Annotated in this window: 19 protein-coding genes; 1 reads left to right on the top strand and 18 read right to left on the bottom strand. The window is 56.9% G+C overall.

Going from position 1 to position 20,780, the window contains the following annotated elements; all coding sequences use genetic code 11:
* Positions 1–846: 846 nt before the first annotated feature.
* From ACESLM_RS17400 to upp, 13 genes are all read right to left on the bottom strand, one after another.
* Complete coding sequence (locus tag ACESLM_RS17400) at positions 847–1,281, bottom strand: Dps family protein (RefSeq protein ID WP_372632845.1); 435 nt, start codon at positions 1,279–1,281, stop codon at positions 847–849.
* A gap of 594 nt (positions 1,282–1,875) precedes the next feature.
* Positions 1,876–2,298: a F0F1 ATP synthase subunit epsilon gene (locus ACESLM_RS17395; protein WP_372632844.1), complete on the bottom strand. Its 423-nt coding sequence runs from the start codon at positions 2,296–2,298 to the stop codon at positions 1,876–1,878.
* 27 nt (positions 2,299–2,325) lie between these two features.
* Positions 2,326–3,744, bottom strand: a complete 1,419-nt coding sequence (gene atpD, locus ACESLM_RS17390; protein WP_372632843.1) for a F0F1 ATP synthase subunit beta — start codon at positions 3,742–3,744, stop codon at positions 2,326–2,328.
* A 115-nt stretch (positions 3,745–3,859) separates the two neighbouring features.
* Positions 3,860–4,720, bottom strand: coding sequence for an ATP synthase F1 subunit gamma (gene atpG / locus ACESLM_RS17385; protein ID WP_372632842.1), 861 nt, complete (start codon positions 4,718–4,720; stop codon positions 3,860–3,862).
* A gap of 89 nt (positions 4,721–4,809) precedes the next feature.
* Positions 4,810–6,324, bottom strand: coding sequence for a F0F1 ATP synthase subunit alpha (atpA, locus tag ACESLM_RS17380; RefSeq protein ID WP_372632841.1), 1,515 nt, complete (start codon positions 6,322–6,324; stop codon positions 4,810–4,812).
* A 46-nt stretch (positions 6,325–6,370) separates the two neighbouring features.
* Entirely contained in the window at positions 6,371–6,919 is a 549-nt protein-coding gene (locus ACESLM_RS17375) for a F0F1 ATP synthase subunit delta (protein WP_372632840.1), read from the bottom strand.
* A complete protein-coding gene (atpF, locus tag ACESLM_RS17370) occupies positions 6,916–7,401 on the bottom strand; it encodes a F0F1 ATP synthase subunit B (protein WP_372632839.1) in 486 nt (161 codons plus the stop codon). Before atpF ends, ACESLM_RS17375 begins: the two co-directional genes overlap by 4 nt.
* Positions 7,402–7,508: 107 nt before the next feature.
* Positions 7,509–7,733, bottom strand: coding sequence for a F0F1 ATP synthase subunit C (gene atpE, locus ACESLM_RS17365; RefSeq protein WP_094047624.1), 225 nt, complete (start codon positions 7,731–7,733; stop codon positions 7,509–7,511).
* A 57-nt stretch (positions 7,734–7,790) separates the two neighbouring features.
* Complete coding sequence (gene atpB / locus ACESLM_RS17360; RefSeq protein WP_372632838.1) at positions 7,791–8,546, bottom strand: F0F1 ATP synthase subunit A; 756 nt, start codon at positions 8,544–8,546, stop codon at positions 7,791–7,793.
* A 1-nt stretch (position 8,547) separates the two neighbouring features.
* Positions 8,548–8,952, bottom strand: coding sequence for an ATP synthase subunit I (locus tag ACESLM_RS17355; RefSeq protein WP_372632837.1), 405 nt, complete (start codon positions 8,950–8,952; stop codon positions 8,548–8,550).
* A complete protein-coding gene (locus ACESLM_RS17350; protein WP_372632836.1) occupies positions 8,952–9,194 on the bottom strand; it encodes an AtpZ/AtpI family protein in 243 nt (80 codons plus the stop codon). The genes ACESLM_RS17355 and ACESLM_RS17350 overlap by 1 nt, the downstream gene beginning before the upstream one ends.
* 252 nt (positions 9,195–9,446) lie before the next feature.
* Positions 9,447–10,619 (bottom strand): non-hydrolyzing UDP-N-acetylglucosamine 2-epimerase, encoded by a 1,173-nt coding sequence (wecB, locus tag ACESLM_RS17345; protein ID WP_372632835.1) that lies wholly within the window; start codon positions 10,617–10,619, stop codon positions 9,447–9,449.
* 16 nt (positions 10,620–10,635) lie between these two features.
* On the bottom strand, positions 10,636–11,265 hold the full coding sequence (gene upp, locus ACESLM_RS17340; protein ID WP_094047629.1) for a uracil phosphoribosyltransferase: 630 nt from the start codon (positions 11,263–11,265) through the stop codon (positions 10,636–10,638).
* A gap of 214 nt (positions 11,266–11,479) precedes the next feature.
* Between upp and ACESLM_RS17335 the strand changes: the two genes are divergently transcribed.
* Positions 11,480–11,779 carry an LSm family protein gene (locus ACESLM_RS17335; protein WP_372632834.1) on the top strand — a complete coding sequence of 100 codons (300 nt, stop codon included), beginning with the start codon at positions 11,480–11,482 and terminating at the stop codon, positions 11,777–11,779.
* 97 nt (positions 11,780–11,876) lie between these two features.
* On the opposite strand, the gene ACESLM_RS17330 is transcribed toward ACESLM_RS17335, so the two are convergent.
* Genes ACESLM_RS17330 through ACESLM_RS17310 form a run of 5 tightly spaced genes read right to left on the bottom strand, consistent with a single transcriptional unit; the run spans position 11,877 to position 20,775 of the window.
* Positions 11,877–13,556 (bottom strand): glycerophosphodiester phosphodiesterase family protein, encoded by a 1,680-nt coding sequence (locus ACESLM_RS17330; RefSeq protein WP_372632833.1) that lies wholly within the window; start codon positions 13,554–13,556, stop codon positions 11,877–11,879.
* Positions 13,546–14,478: a hypothetical protein gene (locus ACESLM_RS17325; RefSeq protein WP_372632832.1), complete on the bottom strand. Its 933-nt coding sequence runs from the start codon at positions 14,476–14,478 to the stop codon at positions 13,546–13,548. The genes ACESLM_RS17330 and ACESLM_RS17325 overlap by 11 nt, the downstream gene beginning before the upstream one ends.
* Positions 14,475–17,144, bottom strand: coding sequence for a sulfatase-like hydrolase/transferase (locus tag ACESLM_RS17320; RefSeq protein WP_372632831.1), 2,670 nt, complete (start codon positions 17,142–17,144; stop codon positions 14,475–14,477). The genes ACESLM_RS17325 and ACESLM_RS17320 overlap by 4 nt, the downstream gene beginning before the upstream one ends.
* 18 nt (positions 17,145–17,162) lie before the next feature.
* Positions 17,163–19,913, bottom strand: a complete 2,751-nt coding sequence (locus ACESLM_RS17315) for a glycosyltransferase (RefSeq protein ID WP_372632830.1) — start codon at positions 19,911–19,913, stop codon at positions 17,163–17,165.
* Positions 19,903–20,775, bottom strand: coding sequence for a hypothetical protein (locus ACESLM_RS17310; protein WP_372632829.1), 873 nt, complete (start codon positions 20,773–20,775; stop codon positions 19,903–19,905). The genes ACESLM_RS17315 and ACESLM_RS17310 overlap by 11 nt, the downstream gene beginning before the upstream one ends.
* Between the last annotated feature and the right edge of the window lie 5 nt (positions 20,776–20,780).

Below are 20,780 nucleotides of genomic sequence, written 5' to 3'. Positions count from 1 at the left end.
AAGTCCATGGAAAAAGCGTTTTCATTGGAAGCTGTCCAAATTTGTCGAACGTCCATCAGCCAGTTTCAGAAATAAAATACGATTCTTCACCACGCCGATGCAGTCGACTTAAGGTGGGAGTGCCCGTCAGCCAGGCAGCCCCTGCAGCTCGATTCAGTGCGATTTCAGCCTCGCCTCGCCGCCTTTTGCCGCTATCCCACCCGCTCAGTACGCCTGCAACCTCCGCTGTACCTCCATTTTCCGCTCTATCCCCCGACTCAGCGCGATTGCAGCCTCGCCTCGCCGCCTTTTGCCGCTATCCCACCCGCTCAGTACGCCTGCAACCTCCGCTGTACCTCCGTTTTCCGCTCTAGCCCCCGACTCAGCGCGATTGCAGCTTCGCCTCGCCGCCTTTTGCCGCTATCCCATCTGTTCAGTACGCCTGCAACCTCCGCTGTACCTCCGTTTTCCGCTCTAGCCCCCTACTCAGTGCTATTGCAGCCTCACCTCGCCGCCTTTTGCCGCTATCCCATCCGTTCAGTACGCCTGCAACCTCCGCTGTACCTCCGTTTTCCGCTCTAGCCCCCTACTCAGTGCTATTGCAGCCTCACCTCGCCGCCTTTTGCCGCTATCCCATCCGTTCAGTACGCTTGAAATTGTCGACTGCCTGCTTGGTTTCATTATTTTGGAGTACCCTACCGGCCATTACTCGAACGCTCCGCACCTGCCTCCCACCCAACGAACGAAACATTGGGGATACTACAGTCTGCCAGTACCTATATATATGCGGCTTTGTTCTCCCTAGTCCCAGAACACGCAAGAACCGCCGAGCGTATGCTCAACGGTTCCCTCTACCGCTCGCCCTGTTTACGCCAGTGTCGACTTCAGCATCCAGACCTGTTTTTGAAGCCCCTCCACCTGACCGATTAACATATCCGAAGTCGCCGTGTCCTCGGCTTCCTCAGCCGTAGCCGCGGCATCCTTCAGCCCCTGGATCAACTCTTTCAGATCCTCGATCGTCGCCGATAACATGTCGCTCTCGCTATTCGCTTTATCCGCTTCCTTAATAGTGGCATGCGCTAGAAACTCCCTCATCGTAGACAGCGGGCTTCCTTCGATCGAGAGAATCCTCTCTGCAAGATCGTCCAACTTCAACGCAGCCATATCGTATAGCTCCTCGAACTTCGCATGAAGCACGGGAAAATGCGGGCCTTTCACATACCAATGATAATGGTGAAGCTTAATGTACAGCACCGCCCAATTTGACAGCTGAACGTTCAACGAATCCGTCAACGCGCTCATCTCAGCCCCTCCTTCATTAAACTTTCCCTTCCTCCCTCTAATGTACCCCTCCTCGTGAAAAAGAATCAGTGATAACCGTCACTTTCGTCGAAAGGATAGCGACAAATGCCCGCGATACGACCACTGCTCTGAGCAGACGGGATACCGGCAAAAGGAGCGACACGACTACTGCACTGAGCAGAGGGGATACCGGCAAAAGGAGCGGCGCGACTACTGCACTGAGCAGAGGAGATACCAGCAAAAGGGGGACGCGACCACTTTACTGAGCAGAGGGGATACCAGTAAAAGGGGGACGCGACCACTTTACTGAGCAGCGGGGATATCGGCAAAAGGGGAGACGCGACCACTTTACTGAGCAGCGGGGATATCGGCAAAAGAGGCGACGCGACCACTTTACTGAGCAGGGGGGATATCGGCAAAAGGGGGCGACGCGATGACTGCACCGAGCAGCGACAGCGTTACACACTTGGCGGAACCCCCGACACAGTCGGAACCGCCACTCACCCACCCCCAGCGAAATATCGCCAAAACGGCAAAAAAGCCGCCCCACGGAAGATCGTTTCCGATCCTCCGCAGGGCGGCCGATAAAGCCGATTATTGGTTGCGATGCTGCTGTTCCTTCTCGTTGACCGTTTCCAGCCGCAAGATGGCCCGTTGCAGCGCCAGTTCGGCGCGAGCCGCATTGATGTCCGCTTGCTTCTGCGCGAGACGACGTTCAGCGCGTTCCTTCGCAAGACGCGCGCGGGAAACGTCAATGTCCGATTCAAGCTCGGCGGCTTCGGCCAATATAACGACTTTGTCCTTGCGCACTTCCATAAAACCGCCGTGAACGGCAATGAATTCGTTCGTATTGCCGATCTTGGCTTTAACCGGAGCCACTTTCAGCGGCGTAACCAGAGGAATATGGTTGGGCAGAATACCGAGCTCGCCGGCTACGCCTTTAACGACGACCATATTCACGTCTTTCTCGTAAACCTTGTGCTCCGGAGTGACGATCTCTAACCGTAAGGTGCTCATATCGATCCCTCCAAACCAACCGCCGGATTAAACCTCGGCAGCGAGTTTCTTCGCTTTCTCGACCGCTTCCTCGATAACGCCGACATTGTGGAAAGCCGGTTCCGGAAGATCGTCGTGCTTGCCTTCGAGGATTTCCTTAAAGCTGCGGATCGTTTCTTTGATCGGAGCATAGACGCCCGGGATGCCGTTGAACGCCTCTGCGACGTGCAGCGGTTGGGACAGGAACAGTTGAATGCGACGAGCGCGTTGAACGACCTGTTTGTCTTCGTCGGACAACTCGTCCATACCGAGGATGGCGATGATGTCTTGAAGCTCTTTGTAACGCTGCAGCAATTTCTTAACGCCTTGCGCTACGTTGTAGTGCTCTTCGCCGACGATTTCCGGAGCAAGAATCCGGGAAGAGGAAGCCAGCGGGTCAACCGCCGGGAAAATCCCCATCGCCGCAATGTTACGCTCCAAGTTCGTCGTGGCGTCCAAGTGGGCGAACGCCGTAGCCGGAGCCGGGTCGGTATAGTCATCCGCTGGGACGTAGATCGCTTGGATCGACGTTACGGAACCCTTTTTCGTAGAGGTGATACGCTCTTGAAGTTGACCCATCTCGGTAGCCAGCGTAGGCTGGTATCCAACCGCGGAAGGCATACGGCCGAGAAGCGCCGATACTTCGGAGCCCGCTTGGGTAAAGCGGAAGATGTTGTCGACGAACAGAAGAACGTCGCGGCCTTCTTGATCGCGGAAGTATTCCGCCATCGTCAGACCCGTCAGAGCAACGCGCATACGCGCGCCCGGAGGCTCGTTCATCTGACCGAACACCATCGCCAGCTTCGCGATAACGCCGGATTCCGTCATTTCGTGGTAGAGGTCGTTCCCTTCGCGGGTACGCTCCCCTACGCCGGCAAATACGGAAATACCGCCGTGCTCGGATGCGATGTTATGAATCAGCTCTTGCATCAGAACGGTTTTACCTACGCCCGCGCCGCCGAACAGACCGATCTTACCGCCCTTGGTGTAAGGCGCGAGCAAGTCGACGACTTTGATTCCCGTCTCCAGCATTTCCGTCTGGGTAGTCAAATCTTCGAAAGAAGGAGCTTGACGGTGAATCGGGTTCGTGTGCGTGCGATCGGCTTCGCCTTTGCCGTCAATCGCATCGCCCAATACGTTGAAAACCCGGCCCAATGTCGCAGGACCTACAGGAATCGTGATCGGTACGCCCAAGTCGACCGCTTCCGTTCCTCTGACCAAACCGTCGGTAGAGGACATCGCGACCGCGCGAACCAGATTGTCGCCAAGGTGCTGCGCGACTTCAACCGTAAGGCTGACGTCGGTGCCGCTAGCGCTCTCGGCCTTCGCTTCAATTTTAATCGCATTGAGAATGTCAGGCAGATGACCGTGGTCGAACTCGATGTCGACGACAGGCCCCAGCACCTGAACAACGCGCCCTTTGCTCATGGATTTACCTCCTAAAATAGTGCGATCACCGAGTTGCGCCTTCGGCGTCTGCGGTTGATCGTCACGGTGCAATTGAATTCTTGCCCGCCGGGCATGAAAGCAATCGTCACGATTGTTATTGCTGTGCGTTCGCTCCCGCGACGATCTCCGAGATTTCCTGCGTAATCGCCGCTTGACGAGCACGGTTGTAATGCAGCGTCAAATCGGCGATCATCTTCGTCGCGTTCTTCGTCGCATTGCCCATTGCCGTCATCCGCGCCCCGAACTCGCTGGCTTTGCCCTCGAGCACCGCGCTGAACACGAGCGTCTCCGCGTATTTAGGCAGAAGCACGTTAAGCACCTCTTCGGCGGACGGCTCGTATTCGTATTCGGCTTTGTCGACTCCCGCGCCGATATCGCCAAGCGGCAGCAGACGTTTAAGCGTCGGAATTTGGGTGACCGCGTTCCTGAATTCATTGTAAGCCAGGTGCAGCTCGTCGTACTTGCCTTCCTCGAAGCCTTGAACCGCTTTGGCCGCGATCTCTTTAATGTCCGAGAACTTAGGAGAATCGGACAGCCCGGTCACTTCCTCGACGATCGGAATGCCGCGTCGTTGGAAGAAGTCGCGCCCTTTACGGCCGATCACGAATACGGCGTACTCGTCCTTCGAGTTATGCTGGTCTTTAATCGTCAACAGCACTTTACGCAAAATGTTGGCGTTGTAGCCTCCGGCCAGACCGCGATCCGAGGTAATGACCAGGTATGCCGTTCTCTTGATCGGACGGCTCTGGAGCATCGGATGCTTGCTGCCGCCCGAGGCGGACGCAATGCTGGATACGACTTCCTTCAGCTTATCCGTGTAAGGCCGAGCGGAGACGGCTGCTTCCTGGGCTCTTCTAAGCCGCGAAGCGGCGACCATCTCCATCGCTTTCGTAATCTGCTTCGTATTCTGCTTGCTCTTGATCGAGCGCTTGATCTCGCGCATCCCTTTAGCCAATCGTTTCACCACCTTATTGCCAGGCTTGCCGACGGCAAACCCGGCTCAAGCTTATTGTTGCGATTCGAGTTCCATGTTCCGACTCTATATTATGCCGATGCGTTAAAGCCCTTCTTGAACGTCGCGATCGCGTCGATCAGAGCGCTGTCGGTGTCGGCCGTCAAATCCTTCGTATCGCGGATCGACTGGAAGATTTCCGGACGGTTCGCTTCCACGTAAGCAAGGAACTCCGCTTCGAAGCGGCGAACGTCCTGCACGGGAATCGTGTCCAGATGGCCTTTGGTTACGATGTACAGAGATACGACTTGACGCTCGACCGGAAGCGGCTGGTTAACGCCTTGCTTCAAAATTTCGAGCGTACGGATTCCGCGATCCAGACGCGACTTCGTCACTTTGTCGAGGTCGGAGCCGAATTGCGCGAACGCAGCCAATTCGCGATATTGCGCGAGGTCGGTTTTGAGCGTGCCCGCAACCTTCTTCATCGCTTTGATCTGAGCGGAGCTGCCTACCCGGGATACGGAAATACCGACGTTAACCGCCGGACGTTGGCCGGAATAGAACAGGTCTGCTTCAAGGAAGATTTGACCGTCGGTAATCGAGATTACGTTGGTCGGAATATACGCGGAGACGTCGCCCGCTTGCGTCTCGATGAACGGCAGAGCGGTCATCGAACCGCCGCCCTTCTCGTCGCTCAGCTTGGCAGCGCGCTCGAGAAGACGGGAGTGCAAGTAGAATACGTCGCCCGGATAAGCTTCACGGCCCGGAGGACGGCGAAGCAAGAGGGAAAGTTCGCGGTAAGCGGCGGCTTGCTTCGTCAGGTCGTCATAGATGATCAGAACGTGCTTGCCGTTGTACATGAATTCTTCGCCCATCGATACGCCCGTATAAGGAGCGAGATAGAGCAATGGAGCCGGTTCGGACGCGTTCGCCGTTACGACGATCGTGTAGTCGAGGGCGCCATGTTTGCGCAGCGTTTCAACCAGGCCGCGCACGGTCGATTGCTTCTGACCGATCGCAACGTAGATACAGATAACTCCGTTGCCCTTCTGGTTAACGATCGTATCGACCGCGATCGTCGTCTTGCCCGTTTGACGGTCGCCGATGATCAATTCCCGTTGGCCGCGGCCGATCGGAATCATCGCGTCGATCGCTTTGATACCGGTCTGCATCGGCTCGTGAACGGATTTACGATCCATAACGCCCGGAGCCGGGGACTCGACAGGACGAGATTTCGTCGTGTTGATCGGTCCGTTGCCGTCAACCGGCTGGCCCAGAGCGTTCACGACGCGGCCGAGCAATTGCTCGCCGACCGGAACTTCCATGATGCGGCCGGTTCTCTTGACTTGGTCGCCTTCGCGAATGCCCGTGTAAGGACCCATGATGACGACGCCGACGTTGTCTTCTTCCAAGTTGAGGGCCATGCCGATAACGCCGCCTTCGAACTCGAGAAGCTCTCCCGCCATACATTTTTCCAAACCGTGCACGCGCGCGATTCCGTCACCGACCTGGATGACGGTGCCGACGTCGACGACTTGAATATCGGATTGATATTGCTCGATCTGCTTCTTGATCAGAGTACTGATCTCTTCGGGCCTAATACTCAATTCGTTCACCCCTGTCTCCATTGCTTGCAAATGGTATTGTTATTCGTTAGATCGCCGCGGTTTGCAGCGTTTTGTCCAGACGTTCGAGTTTGCCCTTCAGACTGCCGTCGTACAGCGTATCGCCGATGCGAACGGTCAAGCCTCCGAGCAGTTCGGGATTAACGGAATTCGTAACCCGGACGGTCTTGCCGAGCAGAGCGCCGAATTTGTCGGCCAGCTTGGCCTGCTCATCCGCGCTGAGCGGCTTCGACGAAGTGACATGCGCGTCCGCGCGCCCGAGCGCTTCGCCCGCGACCTGCAGGTAAGCGGCAAGCACGGAGGCGAGTTCGCCCTCGCGTCCGCGTTCGATCAGCAGGTTGATCGTTCCGAGAACGATCGGGGAAGCTTCCGCTCCGAACGCTTGAATCAGCGTCTGCTTTTTCGTCTCCAGCGTAATGTTGGGGGCCGAGAGAAACGCGCGCAGTTCCGCGCTGCTTTCTACGACGTCAACGACCAACTTAAGCTGGCTTTCCGTTTCGGCTACGAGCCCTTTGTCGTTCGCGGCTTGGAAGAGCGCCTTCGCATAGCGCTTGGCGACTACCGAACCGCGGCTCATGATTGATTCCCTACATTCTGCAGGTATTGTTCGACAAGCTCCTTCTGGGACTGCTCGTCGACTTGTTTCTCGATAATCTTCGAAGCGATCAATACGGACAGGCCGCTGACTTGCGCCTTAAGCGCGGCAAGCGCCTTGTTCTTCTCGGCTTCGATTTCGCGACGCGCTTCTTCCTTGAGGCGGTCGGACTCGCTGCGGGCGGTTTGGATAATATCGTCCGCCTGTCTGGAACTCGTGATTCTCGCTTGCTCGATAATGTCGTGAGCTTCTTTGCGCGCTTGCTGAAGCGCTTGCTTCTGCTCTTCTATGAATTGATCCGCTTCCTCGCGATTTTTCTTCGCGCTGTCCATTTGCTCCAAGACCATTTGGCGTCTTTTTTCCATGATGCCGAACAACGGCTTGAACGCAAAGCGCTGCAGCAGGAAGAACAAGATCAAGAACGCGACCAGCTGAACGAAAAAGTTAGACCATACGATGTTCATTAGGGGGATCCGCTCTCCTTTCATACGGCTTTCGTGAACTTAGTTTCATGCCTTGCAAAACGAAGGCGTGGAGGCAACGGCACTCCCCGCCTTGTTCCTATTCCGTACTACTCGGCTTGACCCATCAAGATGAACGCAAGAACGAGGGAGATGATCGGAAGGGCTTCGACCAGACCTACGCCGATGAACGCCGTCGTTTGCAGAGAACCGCGCAGCTCAGGCTGACGGGAGATCCCTTCGATCGTTTTGCTGAAGATCATACCGTTACCGATACTCGCGCCGAACGCACCAAGACCAAAAACAATTGCCGCTGCCAACAGACCGTATACCATTTGTAAATCCTCCTCAGGAATGTAGGGTTTATTTTAATTAGTGTGAATCCATATCGATTAGTGATCTTCGTGAATGCTCGCTTGGCCGATGTACACCATGGTGAGCATCGTGAAGACGAACGCCTGGATAGCGCCTACGAAAATACTGAATCCTTGCCACACCATGAGCGCCGGAATTCCGATCCAGCCCATGCCCAGGATGATGCCAATCATCACTTCGCCCGCGTAGATGTTCCCGTATAGACGAAGACCGAGCGTAAGAGGCTTAGCCGCCGTCTCGATCAGGTTGATCGGGAGGAAGAATGGCCACGGCTCGAAGTAGTGCTTCAGATAATGCTTGCGATTATGACGCAAGCCTTGGATATGCGACAGACCGATAACCGTCAGCGCAAGCGCCATCGTCATCGCGGCGTCGGCCGTAGGCGATTTCCACCAAAGCCATGCCAGATGATCGTGCGCTTCCTTGACGACCAGCTCTTGTCCGAATACGGTTTGTCCCTCATGTCCTTCCGTGACGATCCCGAACGGCAAGCCGAGCATGTTGCTCACGAAGATGTACATGATAAGCGCAAGTCCGAGCCCGGTGTAGACCCGGCCTTTCTTGAAATCCGTCGCCATGCCAATGATGCTCTGAACGAATTCCACGACCCACTCCAAGAAATTCTGTAGCTTTCCTGGGTTTTCCACCGACAGATTGCGCACGGCCAACCGCGCCAGCACGAATACGATGATGCTGGAGATGATGACCATCAGAATGGCGGAGAGATCGAATTCGATGCCGAAAATCTCGATAATGGGCACTAAATGATCCATGTTACTGCTTTTCACCCCTTTCATCTGAGGGATGTCCATTGCGTCTGCGGATGGACGATAATCCCAATACGAGTGTTGCCATCGGAGTAACAATTAATCCAGCTACCGTAGCGGCCGGATCGTACCCCAACGTCCTGACGGAAATGACCGCGGCGAGCAGTGCGATCGCCGCCCTGGACAAGAAGCCGAAGCCTCGTCCCCTGCGTCCTCCGACAACCAAATCGGCAATGCGGATTACCTTCCATGCGAGCTGCCATGTAAAAAGGATGCTGCCGACCGCTCCGATCAGGAAACCTCCGAAGTAGACTTCCCATTCGGGCTTGATCGCCCAGCCCAAGCAACCCAAGAACAGAAAAAAGAATGTAACGCGGCTGATCTTGCGTATGACTACCGAAATATCGTCCATTATGACCCCCTGCCTCCCGCATATTTGCGGATAAGGCCGATGGCCGAACCGATTCCGGCGACGAGACCGACGATCAAACCGATGACGTAGCCGTTATCGGTGCCGTTCCGCTCGTCGTATACGCTGCCAAGCCACCAACCGAGACCGACCAGAACGGCAAGCTCCGCACCGATCGCCGTCACGAGTCCGGCCGCCCGCCAAGGGTTGTCGTCCTGCGGAGGGCTCTTCGGGGAATCCGCCATCTTTCGTCGCTCCTCGCTGTTTCCTCGGTAGGATGAAATCGGACCAAAGTAAGCCCTTTCCACCCATGTTCCACGTTATATTGTAGCTTTGCGTCAAGCGGTTTGTCAATCAAACCAAATTCAAATTTTGTGTGAACGGAATGGATGAAAACCGCGTAAAATCAAGACTTTCCGGCCACGCAAACCATACAGTTCAACTGTACGCTGTACGGCTCGCAAGGCTTTCGGGGCACGCCGGCGAATTCGCTCTTCCTATCGGCCGAACGACTCCGGACGCGTCGCTCCCAGAAAGTGGTGCAAAATCGCTTCGACAATTCTTTTCGACGCCCTTCCGTCGCCATAAGGGTTCGAGGCTTCGCTCATCCGCTTGTACAGCGCCGAGTCGGTCAGCAGCGCCCTCGTCCGCGCATAGACGTACTCTTCCTCCGTGCCGACAAGCTCCAGCGTACCCGCTTCGATGCCTTCCGGACGCTCCGTCGTATCCCGCAGCACCAGCGTCGGCACCCCGAACGAAGGCGCTTCCTCTTGAATGCCGCCGGAATCGGTCAGAATGAGATGCGTGTGCGCGTAGAAGTTGTTCATCCCCACGATGTCGAGCGGCTCGATCAATCGAACGCGGGGATGGTCGCCGAGAATTTCCCGAGCCGGTCCGAGAACGGCCGGATTCGGATGAACCGGATAGACGATCGCGATGTCCTCGAATTCGTCGGCGATCCGCTTGACCGCGCGGAAAATTTGCCGATGGGGCTCGCCCAGCGATTCCCGGCGGTGCGCCGTCATCAGAATCAGTCTCTTGCCCGAAGCCCAGTCCAGAACCGGATGGGCGTAATCCGGCTTCACCGTGTATTGAAATACGTCCGTAGCCGTATTGCCGGTTACGTAGATCGTATCCGGATTTTTGTTTTCCTTGATCAGATTGCCCTCCGACCAGGAGGTCGGCGCAAAATGCAAATCCGCCAGCACGCCGGTCAGTTGGCGGTTCATCTCCTCCGGATACGGGGACAGCTTGTTCCACGTCCGCAGTCCGGCTTCCACGTGCCCGACCTTGATCTGCTGCAGGAAGGAGGCGTAGCTGGCGAGGAACGTCGTCAGCGTGTCCCCGTGAACGAGCACGATATCCGGCTTCGCTTCTTTCAGCACCGGCTCCAGCCCTTGAAGGACGCGAATCGTAACGTCGTTCAGCGTCTGGCTCGCCTGCATGACGTCCAGATCGTAATCGGGCTCGATTCCGAACACCTCAAGCACCTGATCGAGCATCTGGCGATGCTGCGCGGTCACGCATACGACGGACTCGATCTGCTCCGGATATTTCTCCAGCTCCAAAATCAGCGGCGCCATCTTGATCGCTTCCGGCCGCACGCCGAAAATCGTCATGACCTTGATTTTATTGCCCACTCTCTTCTCCCCTTCTCGCGGCAAATCCATGATTCCTTTATTCTCCTTATTTCGTTCCGTACAGCCGGTCTCCCGCGTCGCCCAGCCCCGGAACGATGTATCCGTGCTCGTTCAGCCTCTCGTCCAGAGCTCCCAAATAAATATCGATATCCGGATGCTTCTCCTGGACCGCTTTTACTCCCTCCGGGGCGGCGATCAGGCACATCAGCTTGGTCGGGCGGCATTCCCGCGCCTTCAGCATGTCGATCGCGGCGTTCGCGGAGCCTCCCGTAGCGAGCATCGGATCGATGACGATCAATTCCCGCTCCTTCACGTCGGAAGGCAGGCTGCAGTAATACTCCACCGGCTGCAGCGTATCGTGGTCGCGGTACAAGCCGATATGGCCGACCTTGGCGGACGGGATAATCTTCAGCACGCCGTCGACCATTCCGAGTCCCGCGCGCAAAATCGGGATTAATCCCATCATGCGCCCTGCGATGACTTTTCCTTCCGCGGCCTGGACCGGCGTCTCCACCCGCACGGTGGACAGAGGAACGTCCCTCGTCAGCTCGTACGCCATCAGCATGGCCACTTCGTCCACCAATTCCCGGAATTGCTTCGTATTTGTCATTTTGTCACGGATAAACGTGATTTTGTGCTGGATCAACGGATGATCGCAAATGACGAGTCGTCCCATTATGTTCTTCCCTTTCTCCGACGGCTCCCGCAAGCGCTTCGCGCGCTTCCGGCCGTTCTCCTATGTAGCTTGCCCCGTTCATTATATCATTGTCTCCGAACGGGTGCATAACATCCTTCCCCCGCCGCTCGGATTTCGTCGAAAAATCTTTGGGCTACACCTTCCGATGGGCGCATGCATAGCATAGAGCATAGACATCTAGGAGGAATGCAATATGCCATCCCGTTCCGCGCCGCCCAGCAGTTCCGCGCAGCTGTACAAAGCCGACAGCCAGTGGTGCGACCAACTGCGGAAAACCCGCCAGAAGCTTGCCGGCGTATGCGGCCAGTGCATGAACCGCCGAATCCGTGTAGAGACGATCGACGGACATTCGTACGAAGGCGTCGTCGTCGGAGCGGACAACACCTATCTGCACCTCATGACCGGGGACGCCCGTTTCTTCGGCCCTTACGCTTCCAACGCAATCCTTACGCTGGTGCTGTTCGAGCTTCTGGTCATCACTTTGCTGATCTGACTCGCTCACGCAGAGCCGAAGTGCGAAAAAACCTCTCTCGCCGGTGCAGGAGAGGTTCTTCTCGTTGGACGCATCGATCCGAACGAAGGCTTATTCGTCACTCCGGATTTAACACGGAATACACCTCCGCCGCGGTCCGGCATTCGAACAGTCGTCCGGACAGCCTCGCCAAGTCGTCGAGACTCCTGCAATCCAGTTCCTTGCGCGCTCCCTCCTCCGGAAAATCAAAATGACGAACCAGGAACTCGCTCAGCATTTCCCGTCTCGTATCCAGCTCCACCCCATAGGCGAGGAAGACCCGGTCCACTTCGGCGGCCGTCATGGAGTCCGTGTAAAATCCGTCCACATGTTCGCGGATATATCGTTGAACGGACTCGAGATCGTTGATCGTATGGAGGAGCACCGATACGCCGGCATCCTTTAATCGCTTGCCCAGCTCTTCGCTGTAGCGGTCCGGATTCGCCGCCACGAAGCGGATTCCCTTGTTCGCCACGAACCGGACGACTTCGTCGTCGGTCGCTTTCGTTTGATACAAGGTGTAGATATACCGGGGAAAAGGAAATACCTTCTCGACAGCGTCGTACATTTCCTCGGTATACAGCTGCGGGATCACGCGCAGAAGAACGTCGCAGCCGAACGGGGCCGCCGCCTCGACCAGCTTCGCGAATTGGAGCTCCGCCAGCTTCGGATCGGAGTGTTTGGTGTCCGTGACCAGACAAGCGTCCGGACAGCGAACCAAGAACGAGAACAGATCGATCGCGGCGACGGGCGTATACCGGTTCAATATCCTCAAGCTCTTGAATTGCTCCAGACTGAGCGGCCGGCCTTCCGGATGTCCCTCCGGTTGCTGTTGCTGCAGATGCCGGTACAAATAAGGCTCCCAATCGTGCCTGAGCGCCAACTCTCCGTCGGAAGTCATGACGATGTCCGCTTCGAATACGCGATGCCCCCGTTCCCCGTAACTCTGTTCGAACGCCTCGAGGCAATTGGTATAATCCATGCCGTCTATCCGGCCGCCGGCATGGCTGACCGTTCGGAATCGATCAACTCTCCGTATCGGAGGATCGGCGCGATACAGGCTCCCTTGCGCCTGCAAGGTCGCGAACGTGTCGAAGGAAGCGGCTTCCACGCCCAATTCCGGCCCCCAGGTCACGATGTTGAGCCCCCTTTGGTTGAGGCTTCTCTCGATCCCGTCCAATCGTATGCTGCTGACGTTGGTCGCAAGGGAGCCTCCGCTGACGACGGACGCACGGGTTGCTCCCAGCGCTCCTTCCCATTGCAGCTCCTCGGCCGAGCATTCTTCGTGCAGCACCTCATAGGAAGTCTCGTCTATTTTACGGGCGATCCAGAGGTAACTGTGGCGAAGCTTCGATCGATCGAGCTTCGTCATGCCGAACGGCCGCAGTCGTTCCGCGACCTCGTCCGTAATCTGCTGGCTCCCCTCGTCTTTGACAGAGACGATGGCGTAAGCCCTCACTGGAACGCTGCGCAAATAATCCAGCAGATCGCGCCCCTCCACGACCTCGACGCCATACCCTTGATAGTTGAAATGGGGGATGTAGGCGCTGGCATGAAAATAAATCGGCTGGTCGTTGCGGTCCAGGGCAATATCCGCAAACGAACGAACCCAAACCCCGTGCCGCCGGTACAAGGATGAGCAGTAGGCCGTATAAACCAGGCCGGCTTTCCCTCTCCTCTTCTCCGCCGGCATGCCGGATGGCGGAATATAGACGCTCTCCCGCTCCAGCAAACCCAGCTCGGCCATCTTAGGAAGCATTCTTCTCCCCCTCTGCCGGAACGGCGCGGTAGATGGCCGTATCTTCATACATGCTTATGAATGCATCCACTCTGTGAATCCCTTCCACCTTGGAATCGATCATATCGAATACGGCGATGTTCATGCCTCGCAGATTTTGCGAGTATTGCCGGCCGTCGATCTTGATGCTGGAGGAATTGCCCGCGTGATAGCCCGCGCTCTCGACCTCCAGACTCATCGGAAATTTGAAATCGTTGACGAAATCTCCTTGATCGTACCTTTTGGCCAACGGCCCGTCCGAGCACTCTTCGTATAGGTTGATGTACGTATGGTGGTATTTCTTCCAAATGATATTGATGTAGCTGTGACGCAGATGTTCCCGGGTCAGGGAACGAATGCCCACCTCGCAAAGCTTCTCCTGCCAGTCGTGATTCAGCGCCTGGGAGCCGTCGTCCTTCACCGAAACAACGATGATCGAGAAAGGGGGAGTCCCCCGCAGCAGGTCGAATAAACTTTTGCCCTGAGCCAAATGAACTTGATAATTTTCCTCCCATAGGAGCGGCATCAGACGGCAGTCGTCGAAGTAAGCGGTTATGCGCCCGGCGACCCAATCCGAACCCTCCAGGCCGACAAAGCCGATACCTTTTTCCGCGCAGCCTCTCGCAAAATCTTCGTACGCTTCCGGAACCTCGTTCCAGCGCGGATTATTGCAAATGAACCTGCAAGCCCCGTCTTCCTTCGCCAGAACCTCTTCCCATCCCGAGAACGAGTACGTCGGCGCAACGTCGACGGCTTCCGGTTCGACCGGATGTTCCTCATCGGAAGCCTCCTCCGGATCGGGGCCGATCGATCGGCTCGGCTCCACCCTCCCCATAGCACGAAGAAGCGAGATCCAAACCAGCGCCAATGCCGCCGCGATACCTTGCAGCCATACCGCGCTCACGCCCCCGCCTCCTCGGCAGTCCTCGTCTTGACGGCCCGGTACATCTCCGTATCTACGTGCGCAGTCGCAAACGTGTCCGCCCAAAACTGCTGCTTGAAGTTTCCCGTTTCCATGTCCACCACCGCGAAGTTCAATCCCCTCTGGTTGCGGCTGCACGACAATCCGTTGACCTTGATCTCGGACAGATTCCCCGCCAATGCGCCCCGGCTGACGACTTGAAGATCGCAAGGCAGAGCGATTCCGTCGATCAGCGCGCCGCTTCGCCATTCCTGTTCGATCGGAAGCTCGGTCGCCTTCTCGAACAGGGAAATGTACCCTTTGTTTTTATACATCAGATTCACATAGCTATGACGATACTTCGTAACGTTCAATTGACGGAAGCCGAATTCGGCCATTTCCTCCGCAAACTTCGGACCGAACTGGCCGGAAGCATCGTCCTTGGCCGCGACCACGATCAGAGAGTGATCGGGCAGACCCCTCAAATACTCGGGCAGAGGAATCGGATCCACAAGTTCCACCTTATAGCCCCTTTCGGTCAGCATCTTCGCATAGATGCGATCCCCGAAATAAACCGGCCGCTCGTTCGCGTCCCAGTCGAAGGTAGAGTAGAAGCGAATGTTTTTCTTCCTGGTCCGACGGTAGAAGCCTTCCAATCGTTTCATTTCTTCCGGATCCTTCTGCTTGTCCGAATAAAGGCGGTCCATGGACAGCGAGATCGGAATGACGACCGCCGCATCGTCCGCAATGCTTATCAGTCGCTCTACGTTCGGAGTAAAAGCCGTTTGCCCGGCCGCATCCTCCTCCGCAGCGGTGTCCGGACGATCCGGAACCAGCAGGTCGTTGGCAATCAGATACTCCGCACGATTGATCTGCTGTCGGCTATGCTCGAACCGGTTTCGGTTGATCCCCGAAACCGGGAGGACCATCGTTTCTTTCTCGCGATCGTAAATGGCGCTGTATACGTAATCTCCCGACTCGGGAGCGCAGCAGAGCGTGTCCCGCGTCGCGAAAGACCCCGGATAGAATTGGGCCAAGGGAACGATGCGATCATCTGGCGCCGCGAACAGATTTGCCCCCATCCCGTACGCGATTTTGGGCAGCCCCAGCAGGTGCAGAAGCGTCTGGCCGACGTCCAGCGTGCTTCCTACCCGGTCGGAGGCGTAGGCGATTCTCCGGTTCGTGTCTCCGCTGGCGATTATGAAGGGAACCTGCGCCACGCTCATTCGATTGGCCGCCTTCAACAGGTTCGATTGCGGCATGCCCAGCTCTTCGTACAACAGCGGAAGATGTTCCAGGCTAACCCCTTCATGATCGCCATAGAGGGCGAATACCGTATTGTTCAGCAGATCTTCCCGCTCCAACAGCTCGTAAAAACGCTGCAGCGCGCGATCTGTATAATTAACGCTTTGGTAGTAGCGGGCCAGGGGCTCCGGAACGTCGCTACCGAGCCGGAGTCCCCAATGCTTCTCTTCCAGCTCGAACGGAAAGTGGGAGGTCATGCTGATCATAAACGAGAAGAAGGGCTGCTTCATCGCTTTAATCTTCTCGACCGACTGTTCGAAGAACGAAAAGTCCGACATCCAGTAGGAAGCCCGATCCGTAGACAGGTAATCCTCCTCCGCGTGGAACGCCTCGAATCCGTACGTCTTCATCATCGTACGTCGATTGTAAAAATCGCCTTTATATCCGTGATAGGCCGTCGCCTGATAGCCGCGATCCCGCAAAATCGCCGGCAGTCCGCGGAATTTCTTGTCATAGTGCCTGTAATTGACCACTTCATGCTTCAAAGGATACAGAGAATGCAGAACGGCCAATTCCGCATCGCAGGTGTGCCCCTGGGCGTATTGGCTGAAAATATCCGTGAAGACCAGGTTTTCGCGAGCCAGCCGGTTGAGGAACGGCGTGATCTCCTGGCCCGCGGCTCGACGATGCAGCAGGAACTGCTGGAACGATTCCAGTTGGACCAGAATTAGATTCATCCCCTTAAACCGTCCGAACCATTCATCCTTCGGCGGATCCTCGTCGGCCGCTGCGCCTCCTTCTCCGTCCTCGTTTCGCCGCAACGCCGATTCCTCGCGCATCCGTTCCTGCTCCGTTCGGCTCCTGCGCGCCAGCAGCCAGGAGAAATAGTAAGAAACGAACATCCCGAATACATGGCTCTCCATCGCGCCTGTTTTCAACCTGCGAGACTGTTTTAATGTCAAGGCAACCAAGACGGCAAGCGCTCCGTTCAGAGCCCACCACTTCCATAAGGGATCTCCCGGGTTGCGGACGATAAACAGGACGGCGAGCGCTTCCGCCCACAGAACGATCAAGACAGTATCGCTCCGCTTTGCCAGCCGGCTAGCCGACTGGAAGAGCAGCACGGCGCTGGAGGAGGCCGTTTCCGCGGAACGAAGAAATTGCCGGATCTGCGAAAGCGGAATCGGATGCCCGAAAAAGCGGATATGAATCAAATTGGCGTAATAAGCGATACTGGCCAGAGAGGTCAGGACGATCGCCGCCCAGACGCTCCATCCGGCAATCTCCTGAAGAAGCGCTCCGACAACCGCCGAAACCGCGACTTGCTCCGTGGACAGCGGCTTCAGGCCGCGCGCCTGATTCAATACCATATTCCAGGTCAAATGCCATACGATAAAAACTAAGATGAGTATTGCGGAGGACATTGCCTTATCCCTTCTTCCTCAGTCGAACCTGGCCACGAGCGGCCGAAAGCCGAGCTCGGCCTCTTCGGGGATCCACTGCAGCCTGCCGAAGCTGGACTCCGGCGGCCGGCCGCCGTTCCCCCGGATAAACACGGACATTCCCTTTTTCAAGCAGCTGACGACCTCGGGCAGCCAGTCCTCTTCTCGCGCGCCGGGACCAAGACGGAATTCGACTTCTTTCCGTTGCCGTTCCCCGGCTTGTTCCGCGCCGCCTTTCCGAAGCTCCTCGTCCCCGAGTACGTCCCGGATCACGTTTTTCCACCGCTCTTTCCAGCTCGCCTTGTTGAAGGCCTGGGAGACTTGCAGCGCATTCTCCCCCAGCCGCCGCCGCAATTCCGGGCTCTCCAGGCATTCGACGATCGCTTCCTCCAACGACCTTGCGTTCGGGCTGACGAGAAGCCCATTGAACCGATCGATGATGAGGTCCGTCAAGCCGCCGATTCTCGTTGCGATTACGGCGTTGCCCGTGGCGCACGCCTCCAGACAGGACAGGCTTGTGCCCTCGCTGTACAGAGTCGGAATCAATACGATGTCCGCCTCCTTATAGACCGCATGCATCTCGTCCGGATCGCGGTGATAGCAGAAGATGCGGCCGGGCCAACGTTCCATCGCTTTGCGAATCTGCCGCACATCTTCTTCGAAGCCTTTGCCGACGAAGTGGAATTCGGCGCCGGGATACCGCTCCAAAATACGATTCGCTGCAGCCAGCGTCAAATACAAGCCTCTCGCTTCGTACAGCCTACGCGGGTAGACGATGCGGATCTTCCCGTCCTGCTGCCTCGGAACGGGGAAGAACTCGTTCGGATCGACGTAATTCGGTATCGTCAGCATCTGCTGCCCGGTTCGGTAAGAGACGGTCTGAAACCAATTCGCCGTGTTCGTATCCACGGAGACGATCTTCTGGAGATGCTCCGCGCTGCGAATGAAGCGTTCATTATGAAGCCAGAACTGCTCCCCGTTCTCGTAGTTGCTGCCCCGGTTGTCCCAAGCTACGCCGTGGCTGATCCCGATGCTCGGATGAGCGGCGTGCGGATACGCCTGGAAAAACGCCGAGTAAACATGAAGCAGCGCCTTGCCCTCCGCTGCGTACAAGTAACGCCGATTAAAAGCGCCAAGCCGTTCCACCGAAAATTCCCCGATATCCAGGTTTTCGTGTCCAAGACTGTACACATCGATATTCTTATATTTGCGATACCAGGCGTAATTGCCGTATTGGTACAAGTCCATTCTCAAGCCGAGTTCGTCGCATACCTCGTGAAGGTCCACGAGGTATCTTTCCGCCCCGCCAGTATAGAAATTGCCCCCGTCATAATCGAAGAACGTCGCGGTGAATACGCTGACGTGCCGGTCATGGGAACGATTGGCTAACAGTTTCAGACAGTTCGGCCTGGACTCGAGCTCTCGCTCGACCTCTTCGGCTCTCGTCTTCCACTGATTGGATCGGGCGATCGAGCGCAAACGTCTTCGGGCCTCCGGAGCCAACCGCCAGAAGGAATCGTCGAACGCGATGAGTTCCCCGGAACGGACGATCGCAATCCCGGGTCCTGCATATGGCAGCACTTCAGCGATTGGCGTCGAGAGGATCGGCTTGCCGATGGCGCAATATTCGAAAAATTTCACCGGCGAGACCGAGTTCGTCAGTTCGTTCACGACAAAGGGAATCATGAGCGCGTCGAAACGCGCGGCATACTCCTTCAACCGCGCGTAAGGCTTTGGTCCGAGAAAGTGAACGTTATCCGGAAACGGCTCCTGCGAAATTCCGCAATGTCCGATCAGGACGATCTCAACCTGCGGCGCGCGGGCCATCTCGAGAACCAGCTCTGTATCGAACCATTCCTCGATCGCTCCGTAATACCCGATAATTTTTTTGCCGTTCGCGACAATCGGTTCCAGCTCTTCCGGGATGGCGGACATCTCGCCCGATTCCGATCGAAAGTCCTCCGGTCTTACGGCATTCGGCAAGTAGACGGCATCCGGCCTGTCCCCGACGTATTCGGCCAATCGGCGGGCCGAATACGTCACCACATCGGCATCGTGCAACACCTCATAATGCTTGGCCAGCATATTGCGGTCGTAGAGGCCGAAAAAATCGACCCGATCCAACACGTCGTACCAAATCGTTTTGTGGGGGAGCCGGTCGATCCACGCATTTTGCATCAAGTACGTATTCAGCACGAGAACGTGGCAGGTCTGCAAAGCCTGAAGCAGATGCTCCTGTCCGGCTACGACGTACAGTCCCCGCTCCCGTTCCGTCAGGCGGAATTGGCCGCCGGGCTCGCAGAAAAAGCAAAGATATCCCTTCCTCGCGAGCTCGGTCAGCAGATGCTGCGGACGTTGGAGCGGCTCCCAGTGCACGGCGATCGGATACACGACGATTCCCCCATAGTCCCCGCCTTGCACGACCTGCATGATCCGTCTTGCTTCGTCGGTCAACGGCGACTCGACGAACTGGCCGTAATAGCGGGACTGGTCCCGGTAACGCGGAGCGAAGAGCAGATCGGCCCTTGCCAGCTCGCCTTCAAGGCGAACGATTTCCTCGCGAAGCTCCCGGACGGCCTCCTCGCCCGCAGCCTCTTCCCGCTCCAGATCCGCGATCGTCTGCCTGCAGCCTTCGAACGAATCGAGTTGGTCCTCGCTCAGCGCCCGCAATTGCTCCACTGCCCTGCGCATCGCCTCCGCGTCGCGTTGAACCGCGGTCGGTCCGCTGGAAAACGCGCGATTATCCTGCATGTCGGCGAACCTCCAACCGAGCGCTAACGTCGGGAAGCAGCCGCGCGAGACTGCCGGTTTCCAGGGCGAAAGCGTCTTTTCTGGCCGCTGCGTATTTCCTCCACCTTTTATCCGAGTAGGTGACGAGTCCGGCCTCTTTAAGCAGGGCGTAATGCTTCAGTCTCGACGAAGCGTCCATCCCCCACAGCTGATCCTCATGCTCGCAGAGATCGTACCAGATCGTCTTGGAAGGGAGTAAATCGAACCAAGCGGCTTGCAGCACCCAAGTGCACAAGACCGTCGGAGCAACTTCTTGTTCGAGCAGCCAGCGTAGAAGCAAAGCCTCGTCATCGAACTCATAATAGCCGTCCGGCGCCTGCTGCCCGACGCGCCCTGCGGCTTCCGCGCGATCGGTAAAAGCGAGACAAAGAAAGCCTGCCTCCGCGAGCCCCTTCAGCAAGGCCGAGATGCGGCCATTCTGGAACCTGAGCCCGTCGGGCGCGACGACAACGCCCCGATGCGAACCCTTCAACCGAGGCATCGCGCCAGGACAAGCGATAGCCGGGTCGATCCGCCGCGAGACGTCCGTATAGTACTGCCGCCTTTGCCGGTAATCGGAATCGTAAGACACCTGCGATGTCTGAGCGTCCAGCAACCGGGACAAGCTCTGGACGTGCAGCTGAAGCGCCTCGATCTCCCGCTGCTTCTCGCGGATCGCCTCGCGACGCCGGGCCGCGTCCCGCTCCATTTCCGCCGCCGCCCGCTTTAACCGTTGAAGCTCCAGTCTCCTGCTTCCGTACAACTCCCGGAGCGCGTCCAATTGGCGCTCCTGATGGCTTTGTTGCAGGAAGGCGGCTTCCGTGTTGGATTCTATTCGGATCATGACTT

It is taken from the genome of Cohnella sp. (genome assembly GCF_041641335.1).
Taxonomy (GTDB): domain Bacteria; phylum Bacillota; class Bacilli; order Paenibacillales; family Paenibacillaceae; genus Cohnella.
The sequence above is the reverse complement of the archived record's forward strand: the minus strand, read 5'-3'. Positions and strand labels throughout refer to the sequence as shown.

Bases quoted from the DNA above. Each gene is read 5' to 3' on its own strand.
- ACESLM_RS17400 (WP_372632845.1), bottom strand. From the start codon at position 1,281: ATGAGCGCGTTGACGGATTCGTTGAACGTTCAGCTGTCAAATTGGGCG.
- ACESLM_RS17395 (WP_372632844.1), bottom strand. From the start codon at position 2,298: ATGAGCACCTTACGGTTAGAGATCGTCACTCCGGAGCACAAGGTTTAC.
- atpD (WP_372632843.1), bottom strand. From the start codon at position 3,744: ATGAGCAAAGGGCGCGTTGTTCAGGTGCTGGGGCCTGTCGTCGACATC.
- ACESLM_RS17375 (WP_372632840.1), bottom strand. From the start codon at position 6,919: ATGAGCCGCGGTTCGGTAGTCGCCAAGCGCTATGCGAAGGCGCTCTTC.
- atpF (WP_372632839.1), bottom strand. From the start codon at position 7,401: ATGAACATCGTATGGTCTAACTTTTTCGTTCAGCTGGTCGCGTTCTTG.
- atpE (WP_094047624.1), bottom strand. From the start codon at position 7,733: ATGGTATACGGTCTGTTGGCAGCGGCAATTGTTTTTGGTCTTGGTGCG.
- atpB (WP_372632838.1), bottom strand. From the start codon at position 8,546: ATGGATCATTTAGTGCCCATTATCGAGATTTTCGGCATCGAATTCGAT.
- ACESLM_RS17355 (WP_372632837.1), bottom strand. From the start codon at position 8,952: ATGGACGATATTTCGGTAGTCATACGCAAGATCAGCCGCGTTACATTC.
- ACESLM_RS17350 (WP_372632836.1), bottom strand. From the start codon at position 9,194: ATGGCGGATTCCCCGAAGAGCCCTCCGCAGGACGACAACCCTTGGCGG.
- wecB (WP_372632835.1), bottom strand. From the start codon at position 10,619: ATGGATTTGCCGCGAGAAGGGGAGAAGAGAGTGGGCAATAAAATCAAG.
- upp (WP_094047629.1), bottom strand. From the start codon at position 11,265: ATGGGACGACTCGTCATTTGCGATCATCCGTTGATCCAGCACAAAATC.
- ACESLM_RS17335 (WP_372632834.1), top strand. From the start codon at position 11,480: ATGCCATCCCGTTCCGCGCCGCCCAGCAGTTCCGCGCAGCTGTACAAA.
- ACESLM_RS17330 (WP_372632833.1), bottom strand. From the start codon at position 13,556: ATGCTTCCTAAGATGGCCGAGCTGGGTTTGCTGGAGCGGGAGAGCGTC.
- ACESLM_RS17320 (WP_372632831.1), bottom strand. From the start codon at position 17,144: ATGTCCTCCGCAATACTCATCTTAGTTTTTATCGTATGGCATTTGACC.
- ACESLM_RS17315 (WP_372632830.1), bottom strand. From the start codon at position 19,913: ATGCAGGATAATCGCGCGTTTTCCAGCGGACCGACCGCGGTTCAACGC.
- ACESLM_RS17310 (WP_372632829.1), bottom strand. From the start codon at position 20,775: ATGATCCGAATAGAATCCAACACGGAAGCCGCCTTCCTGCAACAAAGC.